The 19,574-nt window shown below is 63.6% G+C and carries 21 protein-coding genes, 1 pseudogene and 1 riboswitch; of the genes and pseudogenes, 10 read left to right on the forward strand and 12 right to left on the reverse strand.

The window, feature by feature from the left end; translation table 11 throughout:
* Positions 1-55 precede the first annotated feature (55 nt).
* Complete coding sequence (locus tag NLY33_RS03150; protein WP_023703617.1) at positions 56-418, forward strand: nuclear transport factor 2 family protein; 363 nt, start codon at positions 56-58, stop codon at positions 416-418.
* Between the two features lie 190 nt (positions 419-608).
* Here NLY33_RS03150 and xylB read toward each other — a convergent pair whose 3' ends face one another.
* The 3 genes from xylB to NLY33_RS03165 form a co-directional block, all read right to left on the reverse strand.
* Positions 609-2,063 carry a xylulokinase gene (xylB, locus tag NLY33_RS03155; protein ID WP_023703618.1) on the reverse strand — a complete coding sequence of 485 codons (1,455 nt, stop codon included), beginning with the start codon at positions 2,061-2,063 and terminating at the stop codon, positions 609-611.
* 81 nt (positions 2,064-2,144) lie between these two features.
* Entirely contained in the window at positions 2,145-3,470 is a 1,326-nt protein-coding gene (locus NLY33_RS03160; RefSeq protein ID WP_023703619.1) for a tetratricopeptide repeat protein, read from the reverse strand.
* A gap of 24 nt (positions 3,471-3,494) precedes the next feature.
* A complete protein-coding gene (locus NLY33_RS03165) occupies positions 3,495-4,118 on the reverse strand; it encodes a LysE family translocator (RefSeq protein ID WP_023696914.1) in 624 nt (207 codons plus the stop codon).
* A 229-nt stretch (positions 4,119-4,347) separates the two neighbouring features.
* Between NLY33_RS03165 and NLY33_RS03170 the strand changes: the two genes are divergently transcribed.
* The 6 genes and pseudogenes from NLY33_RS03170 to NLY33_RS03195 all read left to right on the forward strand — a co-directional run bounded on the left by NLY33_RS03170 (position 4,348) and on the right by NLY33_RS03195 (position 8,870).
* Positions 4,348-5,115 (forward strand): L,D-transpeptidase, encoded by a 768-nt coding sequence (locus NLY33_RS03170; RefSeq protein ID WP_023668871.1) that lies wholly within the window; start codon positions 4,348-4,350, stop codon positions 5,113-5,115.
* 99 nt (positions 5,116-5,214) lie between these two features.
* Positions 5,215-6,381 carry a diphosphate--fructose-6-phosphate 1-phosphotransferase gene (locus NLY33_RS03175; protein WP_023707783.1) on the forward strand — a complete coding sequence of 389 codons (1,167 nt, stop codon included), beginning with the start codon at positions 5,215-5,217 and terminating at the stop codon, positions 6,379-6,381.
* Complete coding sequence (locus NLY33_RS03180; RefSeq protein ID WP_031196287.1) at positions 6,381-7,145, forward strand: MBL fold metallo-hydrolase; 765 nt, start codon at positions 6,381-6,383, stop codon at positions 7,143-7,145. The genes NLY33_RS03175 and NLY33_RS03180 overlap by 1 nt, the downstream gene beginning before the upstream one ends.
* Before the next feature lie 15 nt (positions 7,146-7,160).
* Positions 7,161-7,391, forward strand: a pseudogene (locus NLY33_RS03185) (PDZ domain-containing protein); the annotation flags it as partial.
* 130 nt (positions 7,392-7,521) lie between these two features.
* Positions 7,522-8,133 (forward strand): sulfite oxidase-like oxidoreductase, encoded by a 612-nt coding sequence (locus NLY33_RS03190; protein ID WP_023684287.1) that lies wholly within the window; start codon positions 7,522-7,524, stop codon positions 8,131-8,133.
* Positions 8,130-8,870 (forward strand): FAD-binding oxidoreductase, encoded by a 741-nt coding sequence (locus NLY33_RS03195; protein WP_023703620.1) that lies wholly within the window; start codon positions 8,130-8,132, stop codon positions 8,868-8,870. Before NLY33_RS03190 ends, NLY33_RS03195 begins: the two co-directional genes overlap by 4 nt.
* Before the next feature lie 45 nt (positions 8,871-8,915).
* On the opposite strand, the gene NLY33_RS03200 is transcribed toward NLY33_RS03195, so the two are convergent.
* The 8 genes from NLY33_RS03200 to NLY33_RS03235 form a co-directional block, all read right to left on the reverse strand.
* Positions 8,916-10,118, reverse strand: a complete 1,203-nt coding sequence (locus NLY33_RS03200; protein WP_245261011.1) for a nucleotidyltransferase family protein — start codon at positions 10,116-10,118, stop codon at positions 8,916-8,918.
* Positions 10,119-10,380: 262 nt separating this feature from the next.
* Positions 10,381-11,073, reverse strand: a complete 693-nt coding sequence (locus tag NLY33_RS03205) for a glycosyltransferase family 2 protein (RefSeq protein WP_245260271.1) — start codon at positions 11,071-11,073, stop codon at positions 10,381-10,383.
* Complete coding sequence (locus tag NLY33_RS03210; RefSeq protein WP_023703622.1) at positions 11,058-11,810, reverse strand: glycosyltransferase family 2 protein; 753 nt, start codon at positions 11,808-11,810, stop codon at positions 11,058-11,060. Before NLY33_RS03210 ends, NLY33_RS03205 begins: the two co-directional genes overlap by 16 nt.
* 33 nt (positions 11,811-11,843) lie before the next feature.
* On the reverse strand, positions 11,844-12,587 hold the full coding sequence (locus NLY33_RS03215; RefSeq protein ID WP_023703623.1) for a glycosyltransferase family 2 protein: 744 nt from the start codon (positions 12,585-12,587) through the stop codon (positions 11,844-11,846).
* Positions 12,584-13,633 (reverse strand): hypothetical protein, encoded by a 1,050-nt coding sequence (locus NLY33_RS03220; RefSeq protein WP_023703624.1) that lies wholly within the window; start codon positions 13,631-13,633, stop codon positions 12,584-12,586. The genes NLY33_RS03215 and NLY33_RS03220 overlap by 4 nt, the downstream gene beginning before the upstream one ends.
* A gap of 153 nt (positions 13,634-13,786) precedes the next feature.
* On the reverse strand, positions 13,787-14,209 hold the full coding sequence (locus NLY33_RS03225) for a PqqD family peptide modification chaperone (RefSeq protein WP_023703625.1): 423 nt from the start codon (positions 14,207-14,209) through the stop codon (positions 13,787-13,789).
* 161 nt (positions 14,210-14,370) lie between these two features.
* A complete protein-coding gene (locus NLY33_RS03230) occupies positions 14,371-15,471 on the reverse strand; it encodes an FAD-binding oxidoreductase (RefSeq protein ID WP_023703626.1) in 1,101 nt (366 codons plus the stop codon).
* A gap of 37 nt (positions 15,472-15,508) precedes the next feature.
* Positions 15,509-16,756 (reverse strand): aromatic ring-hydroxylating oxygenase subunit alpha, encoded by a 1,248-nt coding sequence (locus tag NLY33_RS03235; protein ID WP_023703627.1) that lies wholly within the window; start codon positions 16,754-16,756, stop codon positions 15,509-15,511.
* Positions 16,757-16,873: 117 nt separating this feature from the next.
* Positions 16,874-17,075, reverse strand: a riboswitch (cobalamin riboswitch).
* A gap of 499 nt (positions 17,076-17,574) precedes the next feature.
* On the opposite strand from NLY33_RS03235, the gene NLY33_RS03240 reads away from it, so the two are divergent.
* The 3 genes from NLY33_RS03240 to NLY33_RS03250 all read left to right on the forward strand — a co-directional run bounded on the left by NLY33_RS03240 (position 17,575) and on the right by NLY33_RS03250 (position 18,356).
* The gene (locus tag NLY33_RS03240) at positions 17,575-17,781 is read left to right on the forward strand and encodes a DUF680 domain-containing protein (protein ID WP_023703628.1); all 207 of its coding nucleotides are present in this window, start codon (positions 17,575-17,577) and stop codon (positions 17,779-17,781) included.
* Between the two features lie 66 nt (positions 17,782-17,847).
* Positions 17,848-18,051 (forward strand): DUF680 domain-containing protein, encoded by a 204-nt coding sequence (locus NLY33_RS03245; RefSeq protein WP_023703629.1) that lies wholly within the window; start codon positions 17,848-17,850, stop codon positions 18,049-18,051.
* A 71-nt stretch (positions 18,052-18,122) separates the two neighbouring features.
* Positions 18,123-18,356: a DUF680 domain-containing protein gene (locus tag NLY33_RS03250; RefSeq protein ID WP_023703630.1), complete on the forward strand. Its 234-nt coding sequence runs from the start codon at positions 18,123-18,125 to the stop codon at positions 18,354-18,356.
* A 71-nt stretch (positions 18,357-18,427) separates the two neighbouring features.
* Here NLY33_RS03250 and NLY33_RS03255 read toward each other — a convergent pair whose 3' ends face one another.
* Positions 18,428-19,540, reverse strand: a complete 1,113-nt coding sequence (locus NLY33_RS03255; RefSeq protein ID WP_023668888.1) for an ABC transporter ATP-binding protein — start codon at positions 19,538-19,540, stop codon at positions 18,428-18,430.
* Between the last annotated feature and the right edge of the window lie 34 nt (positions 19,541-19,574).

Genomic DNA, 19,574 nt, shown 5'->3' on the forward strand with positions numbered 1-19,574 from the left:
TCTCGCTTGGGGTGAAAAGGCTCGTGTCAAAGCCACTCAACGAAGGAGACAGACCATGACCGACCTCAACACGATCGCCCAGAACTACATCACCGCCTGGAACGAGGCCGATGCGGATCGCCGCGCCGAACTGCTCAAGGCCACCTTCACGGAAGACGTCAGCTACCGCGATCCGCTGATGCAAGGCGACGGCCATGCCGGCGTAGCCAAGCTGATCGACGGTGTACAGCAGCGCTTCGCCGGCTTCCGGTTCTCGCTGAACGGCCAGCCGGACGGGTTTGGCGACCGCATCCGCTTCTCGTGGAATCTTGGGCCGGAAGGCGTGCCGTCGGTTATCGAAGGCACCGATATCGGTGTTATCGAGAACGGCCGTCTGAAGAGCGTCACCGGGTTTCTCGACAAGGTGTCGGCGCAGTGATCGATTAAGGGTGGCGCGAGACACCCCCCTCTGCCCTGCCGGGCATCTCCCCCGCAAGGGGGGAGATTGGCTGGCATCCACGCCTTCGCTAATCACCCACCTTACAAGACTGGCATACCCGCCGACGCTGCCGATCTCCCCCCTTGCGGGGGAGATGCCCGGCAGGGCAGAGGGGGTGCCTCGCGCTCACTCACGCCATGGCGCCCTTGATCGCCGGATACAGCGCCCGGTAGCGCTGATAGGCATCGGCATACGCCCCGCCAAGCGGGACATCCGGTTCGATCGTCGCATCCGTCCTCGGCGCCGTACACACCGCCAGCGGATCGGCTCCGATTGCAGCGATCAGCCCAAGCCTTGCCGCCCCAAACGCCGCGCCGAAATCGCCGTCGGCCGGAATGTCCACCGGCACCTGCAGCGCCGTGGCGATCGCCTTCAGCCAGTAGCGCGAGCGCGAGCCGCCGCCGATCGCCGTCACCCGCGTCAAGATCGTGCCCGCCGTCTTCAAGGCTTCGAGACTGTCTCGGAAGGCGAAGGCGACGCCTTCTAGCACGGCCTGCGTCAGCACTGCGCGGCCGGATTCATGCGCCAGTCCGGTGAAGGACCCACGAATGGCGGAATCATTGTGCGGCGTGCGCTCGCCCGAGAGATAGGGCAGGAACGACACCCCGCTCGGCGCTTTCAGCACATCGCCAAGTTCGGCGGTCAATTCGCCGGCCTTCTTGCCTGAAATCTCCGACAGCCAGTTCAGCGAGTCGGTCGCAGACAGGATGACCCCCATCTGGTGCCAAGTGTTGGGCAGGGCATGGCAGAAGGTGTGGACCGCACTTGCCGGATTGGGCAGGTAGGAAGCGTTGGCGGCAAACAGCACGCCAGATGTGCCCAGCGACACAAAAGCGTGGCCGGCGCCGACCGTGCCCATGCCGCAGGCCGAAGCAGCATTGTCGCCGGCGCCGCCGGCAACCGGGGTGCCCGATGCTATGCCCCAGCTGGCGGCCAGTTCGGCGCGCAAGGCTCCGGCCTTCTCCGTGCCTTCGACCAGCGACGGCATCTGCCTTTCGTCGAGCGATGTCGCCGCAAGCAACTCGGGGGACCAGCGCCGTTTGCCGACATCGAGCCAGGAGGTGCCGGCCGAGTCGGACATTTCTGAGATATGCTCGCCGGTCAGCCACAGCCGCAGGAAATCCTTCGGCAAAAGCACCTTCGCCACTTTGGCGAAGACGGAGGGCTCATTGTTCTTCACCCAGGCGAGTTTCGGCGCCGTGAAGCCGGGGAAGACGATATTCCCGGTGAGTTGGCGAAAGCGCGGGTCGGCATCGAGCGCCGCGGCCTCAGCGTGGCTGCGCGTATCATTCCACAGAATGCAGGGGCGCAGCACCTGGTCGCCGGCATCGAGCAAGGTGGCGCCATGCATATGGCCGGAAAGGCCGATGCCCTTGACCGCGGCAAGCTCTTTCGGGTGCGAGGCTTTCAGCTCGGCAATGGCCGTCTCGCAGGCGCGGATCCAGTCCGTGGGGTTTTGTTCGGACCAGCCGGGATGCGGCCGCGATACGTCAAGCGAAGCATGGCCGGAGCCGATGATCTTCTGCCCGGCATCGATCAACAGCGCCTTGACGCCCGACGTGCCGAGATCGAGGCCGAGATACATGCATTCCTCCCATTGCCATTAATTTTTTCGGGTCTCGAAAAAATCTGGCTTGCCATTTTTTAAAACAAGATCCGCCGCGGGTCAATTCTCTGACAAATTGGCGGCGCGTTGCGAAAACAGCGCCGAAAGCGGACTGTCCGGCCGGGCCAGTGCGCGCTCGGCCGTCAACGCCCGGGCAAGCGCTGGGTCACCGGCGCGCAACGCCGCCTCGATCAGCGTGAGATCAATCACATCGCGCTGGGCGTGGCTGCCGCCAAAGCGATGGGCAATGGCGCGGATCGGTCGAATCAGGCGCACCGCTTCGCTGTAATTGCCCTCGCCGAATGCCTTGATGCCTTCCGTCAGTGGCTGGCCGACATCCCGGGTAAAGGCGGCGTTGTCGTCGCTGCCGCGCATCGCCTCGTGCTGGGCTTCGAGCAAGATCTTGGCCGGCCCTTCCAGCCCGGTGCCGACAAATGCCATCATCGCATGCGCATCGTTGAAGGCGTAATTGCCGGCTCCAGCCTTCGGCGCCCAGTTGGCAGCGAGCGCTGCCCAGCGGTCGCCGACATCGGCACCGCCGAGATAAAGCCGCCACAGGATCGCGGAGGCGTCGACCATGTTCAGCGCCAGCGTCGAACGCTCGCCATAGATCGGCCCGTCATAGAGTTTGAGCACCTCATCGGTCTCGCCGAGATCGTAGTGGAACAGCGCGAGATGCCACCAATTATGCACCTGCAGGAAGCTTTCTTTGGTCCACGCCTCGGGGTTGGCGCGCATCCAGGCGATGCCGTCCCGTTGCCGGCTCTGCATCTCCATGACATGGGCGACCGCATGCTGCGCCCAGCCGTCTCGCGGCTCGATCTCGATCGCCTGTCGGCCGAAACTTTCGGCTCTGATATAGTCGCCCATCTCCTCCAGACCGAAGGCCTGCATACCGAGAATGGCGTGGTAACCTGGCATGCCGCTCTGCCAGGACGGCAGCGCGCGGCCGATACGGTCGCGCAGCATGCGGGCATTGCCGGTGAAGAAGTCGATCTGGTGGCCGACCTGCAACGCCACCGCGTCGAGCGGGTTGTCGATGGCGATATCTTCGAGCAGGCGCGCGGCGTCATGCCAGCGTCCCGCGGCAAGGTGGCCAAGGGCCGCCACATGCGCCTGTTCGCGCGGCGTCGCGGCAAGCGGCAGTGCCGCAGCATGGCATGCCTGGGCGACCGCCGTTGCCTCGCGTTCGGTGGCGAGGCCGAACAGATACCCCTTGAAGACATGCGCCATGACGAAACCGGGATCCGCCGATATGGCGCGGTCAACGGAGCCGACCGGGTCGCCGACGAAGCATTGCAATTCATGCACGGCCTGGCTGTAGGGTGAAAACCCGGCCTCGGTCGCGCCCGAAAACATTAGGCCGAATGGATCTCTTACTGCCATATCGGCCCTGATGCTCCGCAGTTCCTAATTGCCCGAGCGCATCGCCACCGTGGCGATGCCGGCGCCGACCAGCAGCGTGCCGCCGGTGCGGTTGAAGATGCGGATCGCCTTGGGGTTGCGTACTACGTTGCGGGCGCGCGCCGCGATCAGCGCGTAGCCGAAGGCATTGGCGAAGGCGAGCGCCAGGAAGGTCGCTTCGAAGATCAGCATCTGTGTCCAGAAATCGGCTTCCCGGTTGAGGAACTGCGGCAGGAAGGCGACGAAGAAGGTGATGCTCTTCGGGTTGAGTGCGGTGACCAGCCAGGCGTGCGCCATCATCTTGGCGGCCGAGACGGCATCTGTGCGTGGTTCGGCTTTGAGCGCGCCGCCGGCGCGAAACAGTTTTACCCCGAGATAGATCAGATAGCAGGCGCCGATCAGCTTCAGAATGGTGAACACGGTCGCCGACGCGGCCAGCAGCGCGCCGATGCCCAGCATCGACAGGGTCATGGCGGTGAAGTCGCCCAGCGCCACGCCGACGGCCATCGGCAAGGCAGTGCGCCAGCCCTGGCCCAGCGCATAGGACACGACCAGAAGAATGGTCGGGCCCGGAATGATGAGCAGGACGGTGGAGGCGGCGGCGAAGGCGGCCCAGTTTTCGAACGACATCTTTGTCTCCTTGAGCGCAAAGAAAAGGATAAATCCTCGTGTGCGGAGGAATGTAAAGAGCCCTCTCCCAAAAATGCACGGCGGACCATTTCGCCAGATCGCTGCGGCTATTGGCGGCACAGGCTTAAGACCGGTCGTTGGGCCTTCACCCTTTTTCAACCATGTTTGGCGAAACTGCCTGCTATCCGGCCGGACCGTGTTTCCCGCCGACAGCGTAGGGTTTGGGTGCATGCGTGAGTTGCCGCAGAATGTGACGCCGCCAGCAAATGGCGACGCAAACGAGACCGAACATCTCTATTCCCGCCGCTTCGTCCTGTCAGGGGCCGGCGCCATGACGCTGCTCGGCATGGCCGGCTGCAGCACTTCGACGCTCGAGCTGCCGCAATTCCAGCTGGATGACACGGTCACCGGCTCGGTGCGGCCGATCCGTCCGGCGATCAGCGTCGACAAGAACGTCACCGGCCCCGATGTCATGTACGCTTCGCTCAACGATGGCGGCTTCGAAGTGCCGGCGGTGCCCTATCAGAAGGTCAAGCCGGAGTTCCGCCGCCAGATCGTCGTCAACGAGACCGGCGAGGCGCCCGGCACCATTGTCGTCCATCTGCAGGAGCGAAAGCTCTATCTGGTGCAGGAGGGCGGCGACGCCATCCGCTACGGCGTCGGCATCGGCAAGGACGGCTTCCGCTGGTCCGGCCGCGCCAACATCCAGTACGGCAAGGAATGGCCGACCTGGACGCCGCCGCCGGAGATGATCCAGCGCAAGCCGGAACTGGTGAAGTGGCAAAACGGCCAGCCCGGTGGCCTCACCAACCCGCTCGGCGCACGCGCTCTTTACATCTACCAGGACGGCAAGGACACCGGCTACCGCATACACGGTTCGCCGGAATGGGCGAGCATCGGCCAGGCGATGTCGTCGGGCTGCGTGCGCCTGATCAACCAGGATATCATCGACCTCTACAGCCGCGTTTCCAAGAAGAACCCGGTCGTGGTCGTCTGATCCTGTGCGGCGGTTTGGCGCCGCTGGAAACTCCCGTTGCGCGATGCGGCAAGCTAGGCCAAGGTGCCTTGAAAACCACAGCGCCGGGAGAGATCGAGCATGGCTGGAACGTTTGTCATCGCACAGGGCGGCGGCCCGACCGCCGTCATCAACCAGACGGTTGTCGGGGCCACGCTGGAAGTCCGCAAGCGCCATCCCGGCGCCAAGGTGCTGGGCTCGCTCCACGGCGTGCGCGGCATTCGTGACGGCAACTATGTCGACCTCTCCGCCATCCCCGAGGACCGGCTGCGGCTGATCGCCGGCACGCCGAGTGCCGCGCTCGGCTCGACACGCGACAAGCCCGACGCTGCCTATTGCGAAGTCATCCTCAACGGGTTGAAGAAGGCCGGCGCCGACGCTTTCATCTACATCGGTGGCAACGACACGTCGGGCACGCAGCAGATCCTGACCGACGCCGCCGGCGGCAGCATCGCTTTCGTCCATGCGCCAAAAACCATCGACAACGACCTCGAGGAAAACGACCACACGCCGGGCTTCATCTCGGCGGCCGAATTCGTCGCCGGCGCCTTCCTGTCCGTCGATCTCGATTTCCGCGCATTGCCCGGCATCTATGTCGGCATCGTCATGGGCCGGCATGCCGGCTTCCTCACCGCGGCGGCTGCAGCCTGGCAGCTCGATCCCGACAGCGGCCCGCATCTGGTCTACGTGCCGGAACGGCCATTCTCCGCCGCCGGTTTCATCGACGACGTGCGCGCCACGCTCGACCGCCACAAGCGCTGCATCGTCGCCGTCTCCGAAGGTGTCAGCACCGCCGACGGCAAGGCGCTGGTCGAAAGCCTGGTGCCGCCGGACAAGCTCGAGCGCGACGCGCATGGCAACGTCAAACTGTCGGGCAGCGACCTGCCGTCAGCTCTGGAACGTGCGCTCGCCGAAGGCCTGCCGGGCAAGCGCGCCCGCGTCGATGCGCTTGGCTACATGCCGCGCGGCTATGTCGGCTCGATCAGTGCCGTCGACGCGCAGGAGGCTTTCGACGCCGGCGCCTTCGCGGTTGCCGTTGCCGGCGAAGGCGGTGGCTCGGTGGCGCTGCAATATGACGGCACGAAAACCTTGCTGAAGAAGGTGCCGCTGAAGAACGTCGCCGGCAAGACGCGCCATATGCCCGACGATTTCATGAAGCCCGATGTCAACCAGCTGTCGGAAGCGGGCATGGCTTACCTGAAGCGGCTGGTGCCGGAAAAATACAAGGTGGGAAAGCCCTTCGTCTGATGGGCGGCCGTTTTGGCGGCACCCGTTTTGGTGGCGAGCGCGTTGTCGGCGACTGGTTCGGCAAGACGATCATCGACGACCGCACGACGATGCTGACCGAGCCGTTCGTGCATGATTTCGTGCGCGCCAACATCTGGCATTTCAGGGGACGCGACGCCGACCTGCTGGTCGACACCGGCATGGGCATCTGCCCGCTGGCGCCTGAGATCGACACGCCCGAGGGCAAGCCGCTCATCGTTGTCGCCACCCACATCCATCTCGACCATGTCGGCTCGCTGCACGAGTTTCCGCTGCGCGCCGGGCCGCGGCACAGTGCCGAGCATTTCGAGACCATGAACGATCAGGTGACCTACGCCTACATGTTTTGTAATCTCGACGGCGCCGTTTCGAAATTGCCGGCGCCGGGCTGGACGGCGGCCGACTACAAGATTCCGCCGGCGCCGCTGACGCGCACGCTGGACGAGGGCGACATCGTCGACCTCGGCGACCGGCAGTTCCGCGTCCTGCATCTGCCCGGACATTCGCCGGATTCGATCGCTTTGTTCGACGAGGCAGACGGCCTGTTCTTTGCCGGCGACGCCATCTACGATTCCACGCTGATCGACGACCTGCCGGATTCCTCCCGGCCTGATTATCGCCGTACCATGCAGCGGCTCCTTGACCTGCCTGTTCGCCTCGGCCATGGCGGCCATGGGCCGAGCTTCGACGGCAACCGGATGCGCGAGATCGCCACAGCCTATCTCAGGCGCACCGGAGGCCTCTGACGACATTGGGATTGGAACCAGCGTGGCGCCGTGGTCGAGCGCGTCAATCCGGACAAGGCAGCTGCCAATGCCGGCCTGCAGCCGGGCGACGTCATCGTCGCCGTCGACCGGTCGCCCGTGCGGGATGCGCGGCAAGCCAACCAGGCGATCGCCGAGGCCGGCAGATCGGGCCGGAAGTCGGTGCTGCTTTTGGTCGACCGGGGCGACGCGCAAATCTTCGTCGCCGTACCCTTCGCCGCCGGTTGAGACATCATGGCAGGCTCGCCGGACCACCGACAGGCCTGCCGCACGGCCGCCAAAATTCCTGTTGCCCGCCGCGACATCTTCGAGAACATTACGGCAGGCCGGCAATGGCCTGCTAAAAACGGACAGTCCGATGGTCACTCGCGGTTTTTCCTCCGGTCGAAAGCCTCCGACGGAGACCGATGCGCGCATTCCGCCCGGTCAGTATCTCGAACAGGGCTTTCCGGTGCTGTCGGCGGGGCCGACGCCGCGCGTGCGCACCGAGGACTGGTCGTTCACGCTCAAGCACGGGCCGCGCCCGATCAAGAAATGGAACTGGGCCGAGTTCAACGCGCTGCCCTTGACCAAGATGACGCGCGACATCCATTGCGTTACCGCCTGGACCAAGTTCGATACCGCCTGGCAAGGCGTGCTGGTCGACGACATCCTTGCCGATGCAGGCATCGAAGCGCCGACCGGCTTCCTGCTGGCGCATGGCTATGACGGCTATACCACCAACGTGCCGGCCAAGGATCTCACCGCGGGGAAGGCGATGGTGGCGCTGCTTTATGAAGGCAAGCCAATCACTGCCGACCATGGCGGCCCGGCGCGGCTCCTGGTGCCGCATCTCTATTTCTGGAAATCGGCCAAATGGCTGAACGGGCTGCAGTTCACCGAGCGCGACGAGCCGGGCTTCTGGGAATTGCGCGGTTATCACATCTATGGCGACCCGTGGCGCGAGCAGCGCTATAGCGGCGATCCATGAGCGAAGCGCCGCAATCTCCCTGGCAGACGGCGAAAATCACCCGGATCGAAAAGCGGACGCCACGCGTTACCAGTTTCTTCTTCGCGCTGTCACGGCGATTCGCCTATCGCGCCGGACAGCATGTCGATGTCAGGCTGACCGCGCCTGACGGCTACCAGGCACGCCGCTCCTACTCCATCGCCTCGGCGCCGGAGAGCGGCGCCACGATCGAGCTGGCGATCGAGAAGCTCGACGACGGTGAAGTCTCGCCCTTCTTCCACGACGTCGCCGCGGTCGGTGACGAGATCGAACTGCGCGGGCCGCTCGGCGGCCATTTCGTCTGGTCCGATGGGGATGGCGGGCCGCTGCTTCTGGTCGGCGGCGGCTCCGGCGTGGTGCCGCTGATGGCGATGGTGCGGCATCGAACCTTGCGCAAATCGGCGGTGCCGGTGGCGCTGATGTTTTCGGTGCGGGTCTGGGACGAGGTGATCTTCCGCGACGAGCTGATCGGTCTCGGTGACCGCCGCGACGGGTTCGAGCTGGTGCTGACGCTGACGCGCGAGGCCGTACGGCGCCCGTCCGACTATTCGAGGCGCATCGACACGGCAATGGTCATGCAGGCGCTCACGCGGCTGCCGCGGCCGCCGGCGCTCGCCTTCGTCTGCGGGTCGAACGCCTTCGTCTCGGCGGCTGCCCAGGCGCTGATCGACGCCGGCATATCAGCGGAAATCATCCGCACCGAGCGCTATGGCGTCTGAGAGGGCCACAGTGGTTCACCGTTTCATGGAAACAGCCACCCGCTCTCAGGTGGGTGAAAACCTTGCCGACAGCAATTGGAACGGCAGCGCGCCATAGGCGGCGACTTCGGCCTCATTGTCCCAGTTGCGGAACTGGCGCGATGGCCGTGCCTCGATCACCAGAGGCCGGCCGGTGTCGTCCACCGTTAGCTTGCCGCGAAAGCGCAGCACACGTCCGCCGCCGGCGCGGCTGATCACCATGGAACGCAGGCGGGCGACATGGCCGCCGCCGGCATTGATTTCCATCTCAATGCGGCGCCGGATTGGTGGAACGACGATCCTGACGGTGACGTCCAGCACCATCGCTCCAGTCCTGTCCGGGCGCGGCAGGGTCTGGGAAAATGCAAACGGCGCCGACGTCGCTCTTGCCTTGCGCAATGTCGGCCTGCCGCGCCAGACGGCGGGCGTCGGCTGCTGCAGGCGGCCCTTTTTGCGTTTGAGGCGCAACTGCTTGGCAAAGCCGCGCGACAGCCAAACGAGGCCGCCGAAATCGGTGCGCGGCTTGGCCTGCAGCACCGAGGACCGGCGCGACAGGCCGGCGCGGTCGGCCAACTCAATCGTCTTTGCAAGTTCGGCCTCCGGCACCGCAATGCCGATCTCCAGGCAGAGATAGGAGAGCGCCACCGCCGCGGCGACGGCGAGGCCCCGCTTGGCGATGATGTCGGCGAACACGCCCCAGTCGACTGCGCCACTCTCGATGGCGACCGCACAGTCGACCAGCCAGTCGCTGTGGGTGTGGGCATCGAGGCCGCCATGTGCGATGGCAAGCGCCATGCGGTCGGCCGGAGAGGGAACAAGCACGCGGACGCCATTGAAGTCGGCTGACAGCGCCCGCTGCCAGATCGCCAGATCATCTTCCGCGCTTTGCTGCGACCCGTCATAAGCGAGCTGGTGCAGGTCGATGTCGCCGAAACTGCCCTTGAAAAAATTCATCGAACGCAAGGACGCCAGCCTGGTGCGCAGATATTGCGGACTGACGCCGGTGGCGATCTGCCAGTCGCGTTCGCTAAGCACATCGAAGGCGGCAATCATGGCCTGCGGGCGCACCAGTATGTCGATGTCATGCGCCACCCGGCCGCGCTGCGCCGACGCGTTGACGGCGATGCGGCTGGCGCCTTTGATAAGCATCACCGCGCAGCCGGCGTCGATCATGGCCTGTAGCGCCGGCTCGGCCTCGCGCGCAGCCAGTCGCGATTTGGTCCACAGCATCTTTTGCAGGCCGACAAGACGTGGATAGGCCGGATGCCCAGCGAGCTTGCGGCCGAACCTGTCGGAGATCGCGGCCAGCAGCCGATGCTCGCGGAAAGCAGCATGGTCGATATCGTTCTCGTCGAGCCAGCGCGCCGCATAGCCCCGGCCGCCTCTTCATCGGGGAGCAATGCGGCCTTCAGCAACTGGTCGAGGCCGCCCGTGGGCCATGACCAACCATAGTCCGGAAACCGACGGCCGATACGGCGCATGGCATTGGCCATCAGTCGGCGCTCGCCTTTTTCGCTGCTCGCCTTTGCATGGCCAGCCTTACGACTTCGACATAACCGCGGTCGCGCACGGGGTCGCGTCCATAGGACATGCTGTCGGGCCGGATGCGGCGCAAGGTCAGGACATCGTCGAGCATGGCAAGCGCAAAGCCCGCCTCGCGGACACGGGCGATCCAGTCGACCATGTCGCCGCGACCGCCTTGCGGGTCGATGATCGGACCGACGGCCTCGGCTACCTCCCGGCGGATCATCATCGTCGTGCGCGACCAGCCCGCCACGGCCACGTCCTGTTGCACATCGGGCTTGTCATCGCGAAACGTCCGCCAGTGGGCAAAGACTCCTGCCGTCGCGGGAAACCGCTCGAAATGCTCCAGCTGCCTTTCGATCTTGGTCGGCAGCCACAGATCGTCCGCATCGAGCGTGGCGACGAAGGGCGTCGCCAGCGCGGCGATGCCCCTGGTGGTGGCGCTGCCTGGTCCGGCATTGTCCTGGCGCAACACCTGCACCGGCATGCCCAGCGAATTGACCACCGCGACCGTATCGTCGGTCGAGCCGTCATCGACGACGATTATGGCGTCGGGCTGGACCGTCTGGGCCGCGACCGATCGCAGCGTCTCGGCGATGGTGGCGGTCGCGTTGAAGGCCGGAATGACGACGCCGTAGCTGGCCATCACAGGAAACGCCAATTCGCAAGTTCCTTGAAATCGAAGATGCCGTCGACAGGGTGCAAGGAGCGGTCGGCCTCGCGCCGTTTCATCGACTTGTAGACGGCGCGCATGAATTCGCGAAAAGGAACATCGGCCTGCCTGGTCATGTTGCCGGGATGGCGCCGGTAATAGAGCGCAACAGTGTCGGGCATCGTGAATTTCGGCCCGCTTTCGAAAGTGCGCAGCAGATAGTCGGTGTCCTCGGCCTGGTGGAAATCCTCGTCGAAGCTGCCGATGCGTTCGACCAACCGCCGGACGAAGATAGCGGGAGACAGGTGAATGCCGCGAACCGTCATCGAGTGGCTGTCGGCTGTCGGCTCCAGCGTATCGTCATCTATGTCGTCGACCAGCGTCATGCGCGAATAGGTGAGCTCGAGGGTGGGGTCTGCGTCGAAACAGGCCAGATCCGCCTTGAAGCGGCCCGGCGGGGAAATGTCGTCGGAATCGAGAAACGATACCAGCCCGGTCTGCGGCAGCAATTGCCGCAAGCCCGCGTTGCGTGCCCGCGTCACCCCGGCATTCTGCTGCTGGAAAAGGCGAATGCACGGCGCCTCCGCGATCAGCGAGCGCACGACCGCCACCGAACTGTCGGTCGAACCGTCATCGATAACGATGATGTCGAGATCGGCGGCATCGCGCTGCCTCAGCAGCGAGCGCAGCGCCGAGCCGACATGGCGTTCGCGGTTGTAGACCGGCATGATCACGCTCAGCTTCACGCACGCATTCCAGGCTGTGATCTGTTCATTCTTTCACCACTCTGCCGGGCGCTTGATCTCGAAAAGCCCCTCGACCGGGCGCCGCGACGGATCGGCCTTGCGCCGCCGCAAGGATTTCTGAATTACACGTAGATATTCGCGCACCGCCACATCCCTTTGCTTGGTCAAATTGCCGGGGTGGCGCCGGTAGTATACCGCGACGGTGTCGGGAAAAATGTGCTTTGGGCTGGTTTCGAAAATGCGCAGCAGATAGTCGGCGTCTTCGCCCTGCCGGAACTCCTCGTCGAAAGCACCTGTACGGTCGATGAGTGCCCTGCGGAATATCCCGGCGCTAAGGCTGACGCCGCGCACGGTGGGACCTGCGCCGCCCCGTGCCGGCTGCAGGGTTTCGTCGTCCATGAGATCGACGCGCGTCATCAGCGAGTAGGTCAGCTCGAGCGCAGGGTCGGCCGCGAACAGGGGTAGGCCAGCCTTGAATCGTCCAGCCGGCGAGACGTCGTCCGAATCCAGGAACGACACCAGTTCGGTTTGCGGCAGCAACTGCCTCAGCCCTGTGTTGCGCGCGTTGGCCACGCCCTGGTTTGCCTGCTGGAACAGGCGGATGCACGACGCTTCCCGCATGATGGCGCGGACTGCTTCAACGGAGCTGTCCGTCGAGCCGTCGTCGACAACGATGATATCGAGATCGGCATCGTCGCGTTGCCTGAGCAGGGACCGCAACGTCGAAACGACATAGATCTCCCGATTGTAGACCGGCACAATGATGCTCAACTTCATGCAGCGCCCCGAAGGACGAAATCCGCAATCGTGCCGGCGATCTCGCGCGGCTCGGTCCCCAGCGACAGCCGGTAGCATGGCAGATCGCGGGTAAGCTCGCTGAAAAAGCGAAAGCCCGCTTCCCGCTCGCCCGGCATCTGCACGATTCCTGACGGCGCCAAGGCGATCATGGCATCCTTGCGCGATATGGGCATGACCGAGCTTCTCGCACCTCCCCTGATATGGGGCACTATCAAAGCAATAATGTCCAGACTTGCAGGAGTTGGTCGAGGCGCGACCTCGTTGATGTGAAAGGCATGCTTGCCTTGCCAGTTCAGCGGTTGGTACGAATTTAGCCGACCCTCCAGCTTCAGCCGCTTGAAGCCCTCCGGATCCTGCTTGAGCGTGGCAAACAGCGGATAGGCCGTCACCCCCTCGGTCCGGTCGATCAGCACATAGTCGTCGCCGACGCTATCGAGCCCATTGAGCAGGCCGGCGACGACCGTTCCCGATTTGCCGGCACCGCCGGAGCCCGCCAGCAGGACGCCCTTGCCATCGATGCCCAGCGTGCCGGCATGGGTGAGCCGCATGCCGCGCGCCGCATATTCCCAATGCAGGAAGGCGCGCAGCGGCGCCCCTTGTTCCCATGGCGGAAAGGCGTCGGCCGACATCATCAGCTGCGCCCCGACATGGCGTTGCGGATCATGGAACTGCCAAAAGTCGAGGTCATGATAGTAGCTGCCGCGCAATCCGGCCTCTTCCAGCCGGTTGGCAAAGGCATGATGGTTGTAATCGCCTCGGCCCCAGGTGGCCGGGGCGGGGACGCCATCGATGGCCGGGTGGGCGACGAAAATGCGGCAGCCGTCAGATGCAGACGGATTTTCCGGGGCCGGTATGAAGGCATGGCTCATGGCTTCCGCCAGCGTGCCATGGTCGAGGTGGACACTCAGGTCCAGCCCCGGCAACCGCACGCTGGCGGTAACGGGATAGAAGGCGGCGGCGCTTTCCGCGGCCGCCAGCACATGGCGGGCATAATCCGGCAGGGTTTGCAGCGTGATCAAAGGCATGTGTTCGTTGTTCCAGCGTCCAGAATTGCGCCGGGTCGCCTGATGCATGTCGCTCGGGGTGGCCCCGGTTTTGAGACGACGACATGCATAAAATCAAAGATCTAAACCGCGTCGCCTGAGTCCGTTCAAACGCGACGCGCTTTAGGGAAACGATTATGCCTGTTTCACCGCCGGCCAGCCGAGAGGTTCCTCGACCTCATGGATCGGGTCGACAATGATGAGATCGGCAAGGTCGTCGTGGACATCGACCTTGAGCGGCTCATTGCTGGCAGCAAGCGCAGACGACAGCTCGCCCGAAAGCGGTTGTGCCGGTGTTTCGGCTGGCGCAAGCAACCCGAAATCGAGCAGTCGGGCAATGAAGCTTTCGAGGTCGGCCAGGCTTATTTTTGCGGCGCCCGCGGCAACTCCGACCAGCGCTTCAGTGGCGACGCCGGACGACAGAGCCTGCCAGACCCGGCTGCCGGAATCGGAAAAGCCGAAATACTTACCGTTCGAAAGATCGAGAACGACGGCTTCGCCATCGAATGATTCGAAAACGATGTCCTTGCTTGCGACCCCATAGACCCGCTGTTGCATCGCTCTGTCCCCCGTTCCATGCGCCCATGAAGGGATGCGCCGATTTCACGGTCTGCCAGCCCTTCCTAAGTGCGTCTAAATCACTCGGCCTATGCTTGGCAAGACAAAGACCCGCGAACACAACGCCTGCGTCGGCGACCGTTGCGGCGAAGTCGACCGGCTCAAGCCTCGATTTCGAGCGCCGACAACGGTTTCGAGCAGCAGGCAAGGATGAAACCGTCATCGATCTCGTGGTCGAGGATGCCGCCATTGTGGCTCATCTCGACTTCGCCGGAGACCTTCTTCACCTTGCAGGTGCCGCACAGGCCGAACTCGCAGGCGGCGGGAATCCGCACGCCCGAGCTGCGCGCGGTCTGCAGCACGGTCTGGCCGGCGACGCAGCCGGCATCGACCTCCGAAAGCGAGAAGCGGATCGGCGTCACGGCTTCGACAGGTGCAGCGATGCCGTCCTCGACCGGGGAGGCAAACGGCGCCGGAATTTCCTCCATCACAGGCGCGGCAAAGCTCTCCTGATGGTATTTCGTCATGTCGAAGCCGGCGGCATCCAGCATGCCGCGCACGGCGCGCATGAACGGATCGGGGCCGCAGCAGAAGATTTCGCGCTCGCGGAAATCCGGAGCCAGCAAGGGCAGCCGGATCGCATCGATGCGCCCCATATGGCCGTACCAGCCTTCGCGGCTGGAACGTTCCTCGATCATGAAGCCGAGCGACAGGCCGGGCATATGGCCGCCGAGCAGTTCGAGTTCCTTGCGGAAGATGATCTCTTCGGCACGCCGCGCGCAGTTGACGAAACCGACATCGGTCCATGGCGCGCAGTCGTTCAGCCAGCGCAGCATCGACATCATCGGTGTCACGCCGGAGCCAGCCGAAATGAACAGATATTTGGCCGCCGGGTGGCTGTGCAACGAGAAGTCGCCCGCCGGTCCATAGGCCTTGACGTGCGAGCCGGGCACCAGTTGGTCGAACATCCAGCGTGTGCCGATGCTGCCCGGTTGCGCCTTCACTGTCACCGCGATCGAAAACGGCCGCGATGGCGACGACGACAGCGTGTAGGTGCGCATCAGCGGCCCGTCCGGTGTCGGCAGTTCCAGCGTCAGGAACTGGCCCGGCTTGTAGCGGAACCAGGTCTGGTTGTCGGAGCGGAAGGTGAAGGTCTTGACGTCGGGCGCCTCGTCGCTGACGCCGATCACTTCCAGCACCTGCAGCCTATCGTTCCACGGCGCCATCTGGTCGAGATGGCGATAGAGCCCAAGATCCGTCATCGCATTCATCCTCTGGTCCCTCTTCGCCTGCTCCAGCTCACGCGACGCTGCGCAGCGCCGGCCGGCCGCCTTCGGCAAGGCGCGGGCCGATGAAGGCCGCGTACCATTCGACGAACTGGATCACGCCGCCCTCGTGCAGCTCCGAATAGGGGCCGGGCTCATAGGCCGGCGACAGGATGCCGAAGGCGTTTTCCTCGACGATGCGGCGGTCCTGGTCGTTGGTCTCGGTCCAGACGTGGGTGAGCTCTTCAAGGTTGTAGTCGACGCCCTCGACCGCATCCTTGTGCACCAGCCACTTGGTCGTCACCGCGGTTTCGGTGGCGCTGATCGGCAGCACCCGGAAGGTGACCGCATGGTCGATCAGGATGTGGTTCCAGGTCGTCGGATAGTGGTAGTGCATCAAGGTGCCGATGCGGTCGGCGGCAACAGTGTCGGACAGGTCCTTCGTCACCGCGCGCTTTCCCGACATCGTGTAGCTGACGGCATCGCGCAGCAGCGGCGCGCGGGTGGCGCGGTATTGCCCGGCCGGATCGATGCGGAACTTGCTCGGCAGGCCCGCCGCCTCGCATTTCGCCCAGTGCGCCAGCATCTCCGGATCGCTGTCGGCGCCCTGCACGCCGGTCACCGTCGGCGCTTCGGGGAATGTCTTGCACAGCTCCGGATGATTGCCGGCGCAGTGATAGCATTCGCGGTTGTTTTCCCAGACCAGCTTCCAGTTGCCCTTCTCGATGATGGTGCTCTCGAAGGCGACCTTGGCTTCATTCAGCCGGTGCGGCTTGAGGTAGGGCTCTATCATGGCGCGCATCGGCGCAAAGTCGGCAGGTTCTTTCGCCAGGCAGATGAAGATGTAGCCGCCGACGCTCTCGCAGGCGACGGGCTTCAGGCCGAACTGGCTCTTGTCGAAACCGTCGGCCATCTGGCGGGCAAACAGCAGCCGGCCGTCAAGCTCGTAGGTCCACTGGTGATAGGGGCAGACAAGCTTTGCCGCCATGCCCTTCTCAGTGTTGCAGACACGGCTGCCGCGATGGCGGCAGGAATTGTGAAAGGCGTTGATGTTGCCCTTCTGGTCGCGGACCAGCACCACCGGATAATCGCCGATCTGCACGGTGATATAGCTGCCGGGCTTCGGCAGTTCGCAATCATGGCCGATGAACAGCCAGTCGCGATACCAGATGAGCTCCATGTCGAGCTTGAAATAGTCCGGGTCGGTGTAGAAGGGCTGTTCCAGCGAAAAGCCTTGCTTGCGGCCGTTCAGGAGCCTCAGCATGTCGTTGCGCGTATCCATAGTTCTGTCCTCGTGGTTTAAGGACTGAACTTGGTGGTGATGGAGGAAGGATCGGACGCAGGCCGGCGCGGCGCCGGACATGCACTATCCACCTCTTGACCGCCCACCGCGATCAGTCGAGTCTATGCATCTCGGGCTGGTTTCCGGGCTCTGGAGTTGTCCTTGCGGACCATCGCGACACCTTCCCAGGCTCTTGCCCAGTGGTCTCCCGTTGCGACTTCAACTCCACCACCGTTGCGGGGGCAGCGCCGGATTCTGACCGGCTTCCCAATTCTCCGCTGCGTCGTCACGAAGCGGCACCTGAGATGCGATCATCTAATCACGGCAGCGATCGCGACGTCGGCATGAAAGCGACATCGTATCCATGCGGCGCGACACGCGCGGCATACGCCCCCCGCCGCCGGTCAAAGAGCTGAGACGTTTCTTGCGACGCCATCATCGCCGTTTCGAATCGCTGCGGATCCAGTTCGATCGGGGGCAAAAAGGGCTCAACGGTATCGAAAAGTTACTATTAGCAATCTCTAATCGAACCGAACGGTTCGTTTCTGTTGACAATGCGTGCAGGACGGTGTGAACGACGGCCCGGAAACCGACACCGGAGCGAACCACTCGGTTCGACATAAGCAACTGAAAACAATGCGATAAATGACCATAGAGGAACTTCCTGGCACAATTTCAAGGTGCAGGACCGTGGTCCACACGGAACAACTTCGTGATTGGAAACCAGCCTATGGCTTTCCCACATCGGGGCTGTCCGAACGACGCGAATTCCTCCCAAGACACGCCGCTAGACGGACAGACAAACTGGAGTACTAAAAATGAAAAAGATCATCCTCACTGCCGCAGCCGTTTTGGCGATCACCGGCAGCGCCTTCGCCGGTAGCGACAATTACGGTTCCAATGGTGCGAACCAGCCAGCCGTCTCGGTCGACAGCTCGTATACGGCTTCCATTCAGAAGCCGGCGCACGCTGACAAGCAGCCTGTCATTCAGGGCGCCGACCGCGACCTCTACGGCAATCGCTGATCCCGACCAAAGAAGGGCGGCTAACCCGTCGCTCTCGGGATCCCAAAAAATTCAGGAGTATTTGAAATGAAAAGGATCATCCTTGCTGCCGCCGCCGTTTTGGCCATCTCCGGCAGCGCTTTCGCCGGCAGCGACAACTACGGTTCGAACGGCGCCAACCAGCCTGCGATTACGTCGACCGATAGTGGCCATACGGCTTCGGTTGAGAAGTCGGCTCCAGCCGAGCAGGCGCCTGCCCACGGTGCCGACCGTAACCTTTTCGGCCGCTAAAAGCCGGTTTCCAGCACGTGGCGGGCTTATCCGCTGCAGCTGGCGGCATCAGAAAAATTCAGGAGACTAAAATGAAGAAGATCGTTCTTGCCACCGCAGCCGTGCTGGCTGTTTCGAGCGCTGCCTTTGCCGGCAGCGACAATTATGGCTCCAATGGCGCCAACCAGCCGGCCGCTGCCGTCGACACCACTCGCACTTCGTCGACCGGCACCAACTCGGCGGTCTACAAGCTGCTGAACTCGTCGAACGACCAACAGAAGTTCGTCCCGCCGAGCAGCGACAGGGATCGGTTCGGCAACAACTAACAGCCGAAGCTTAAAAAGAGCGGCGGGCCTGGCCCGCCGCTCTTTTTTCATGCCTGTACGACGCAGCTATCTCAAGCCGCCTTCACTTCCACCGGCTTGAGCGAGAAGGAGTGCCCATCGGCGTCGAAGATGTGCAGGTCCCCGGCATCCGCGGTCAGTCGCAGCTTTGCCCCGCGCTTGACCTCGACATTGCCGGGCAGCTTGGTCACCAACGGCAGGTCAGCGCGGCCGATATCGACATAGACAAGCTGCACCTCGCCGAGTTGCTCGACATAGTCCACCACGCCCTCGAAAAGATATTCCGCGCCGGTGGCGGCCGACAGATCCTCCGGCCGCACGCCGAAGCTGACTGCCGCACCCTTTGCTGACGCCGGCGTTGCGATCGGCACCGTTGCCTTGCGGCCGCCGACATGGCTGACGATTGTCGGGTTGCCCGTCCTGTCGATTGTCGCCGGCAGGATGTTCATGGCCGGCGAGCCGATGAACTGGGCAACGAACAGATTGCCGGGCTTCTTGTAGAGGTCCATCGGCGTGCCGACCTGCTCAATATGGCCATCCTTCAGCACGACGATGCGGTCGGCGAGCGTCATCGCTTCGACCTGATCGTGGGTGACGTAGATCATGGTCGTGGCAGGCATCGATTCCTTGAGCTTGGCGATCTCGATGCGGGTCGCGACGCGCAGCGCCGCGTCGAGATTCGACAGCGGCTCGTCGAACAGGAACACTTTCGGATTGCGCACGATGGCGCGGCCGATGGCGACACGCTGGCGCTGGCCGCCCGACATCGCCTTGGGCAGACGGTCGAGATATTTGGTCAGCTGCAGGATCTCGGCGGCCTGCCGCACCCGCTTGTCGATCTCGGCCTTGCTTTCCTTGCCGATCTTCATCGAGAAGGCCATGTTGTCGTAGACGGTCATGTGCGGATAGAGCGCATAGGACTGGAACACCATGGCGATGCCGCGCTTGGAAGGCGGCACGTCGTTCACCACCTCGCCGGCGATCTTCAGCTCGCCGGAGGTGATCTCCTCAAGCCCGGCGATGGACCGCAGCAAGGTCGACTTGCCGCAACCCGACGGGCCGACGAAGACGATGAACTCGCCCGACTTTATGTCGAGGTCGATGCCGTGGAGAATGTGCAGATTGCCGTATGATTTCTTCACCTGTCTCAGCGTGACATCGGCCATAATTTCCTCCCAGTGATTTCCCTAGAGAACCTGG

This window comes from Mesorhizobium sp. C432A, assembly GCF_030323145.1.
In the GTDB taxonomy this organism is placed as follows: Bacteria; Pseudomonadota; Alphaproteobacteria; order Rhizobiales; family Rhizobiaceae; genus Mesorhizobium.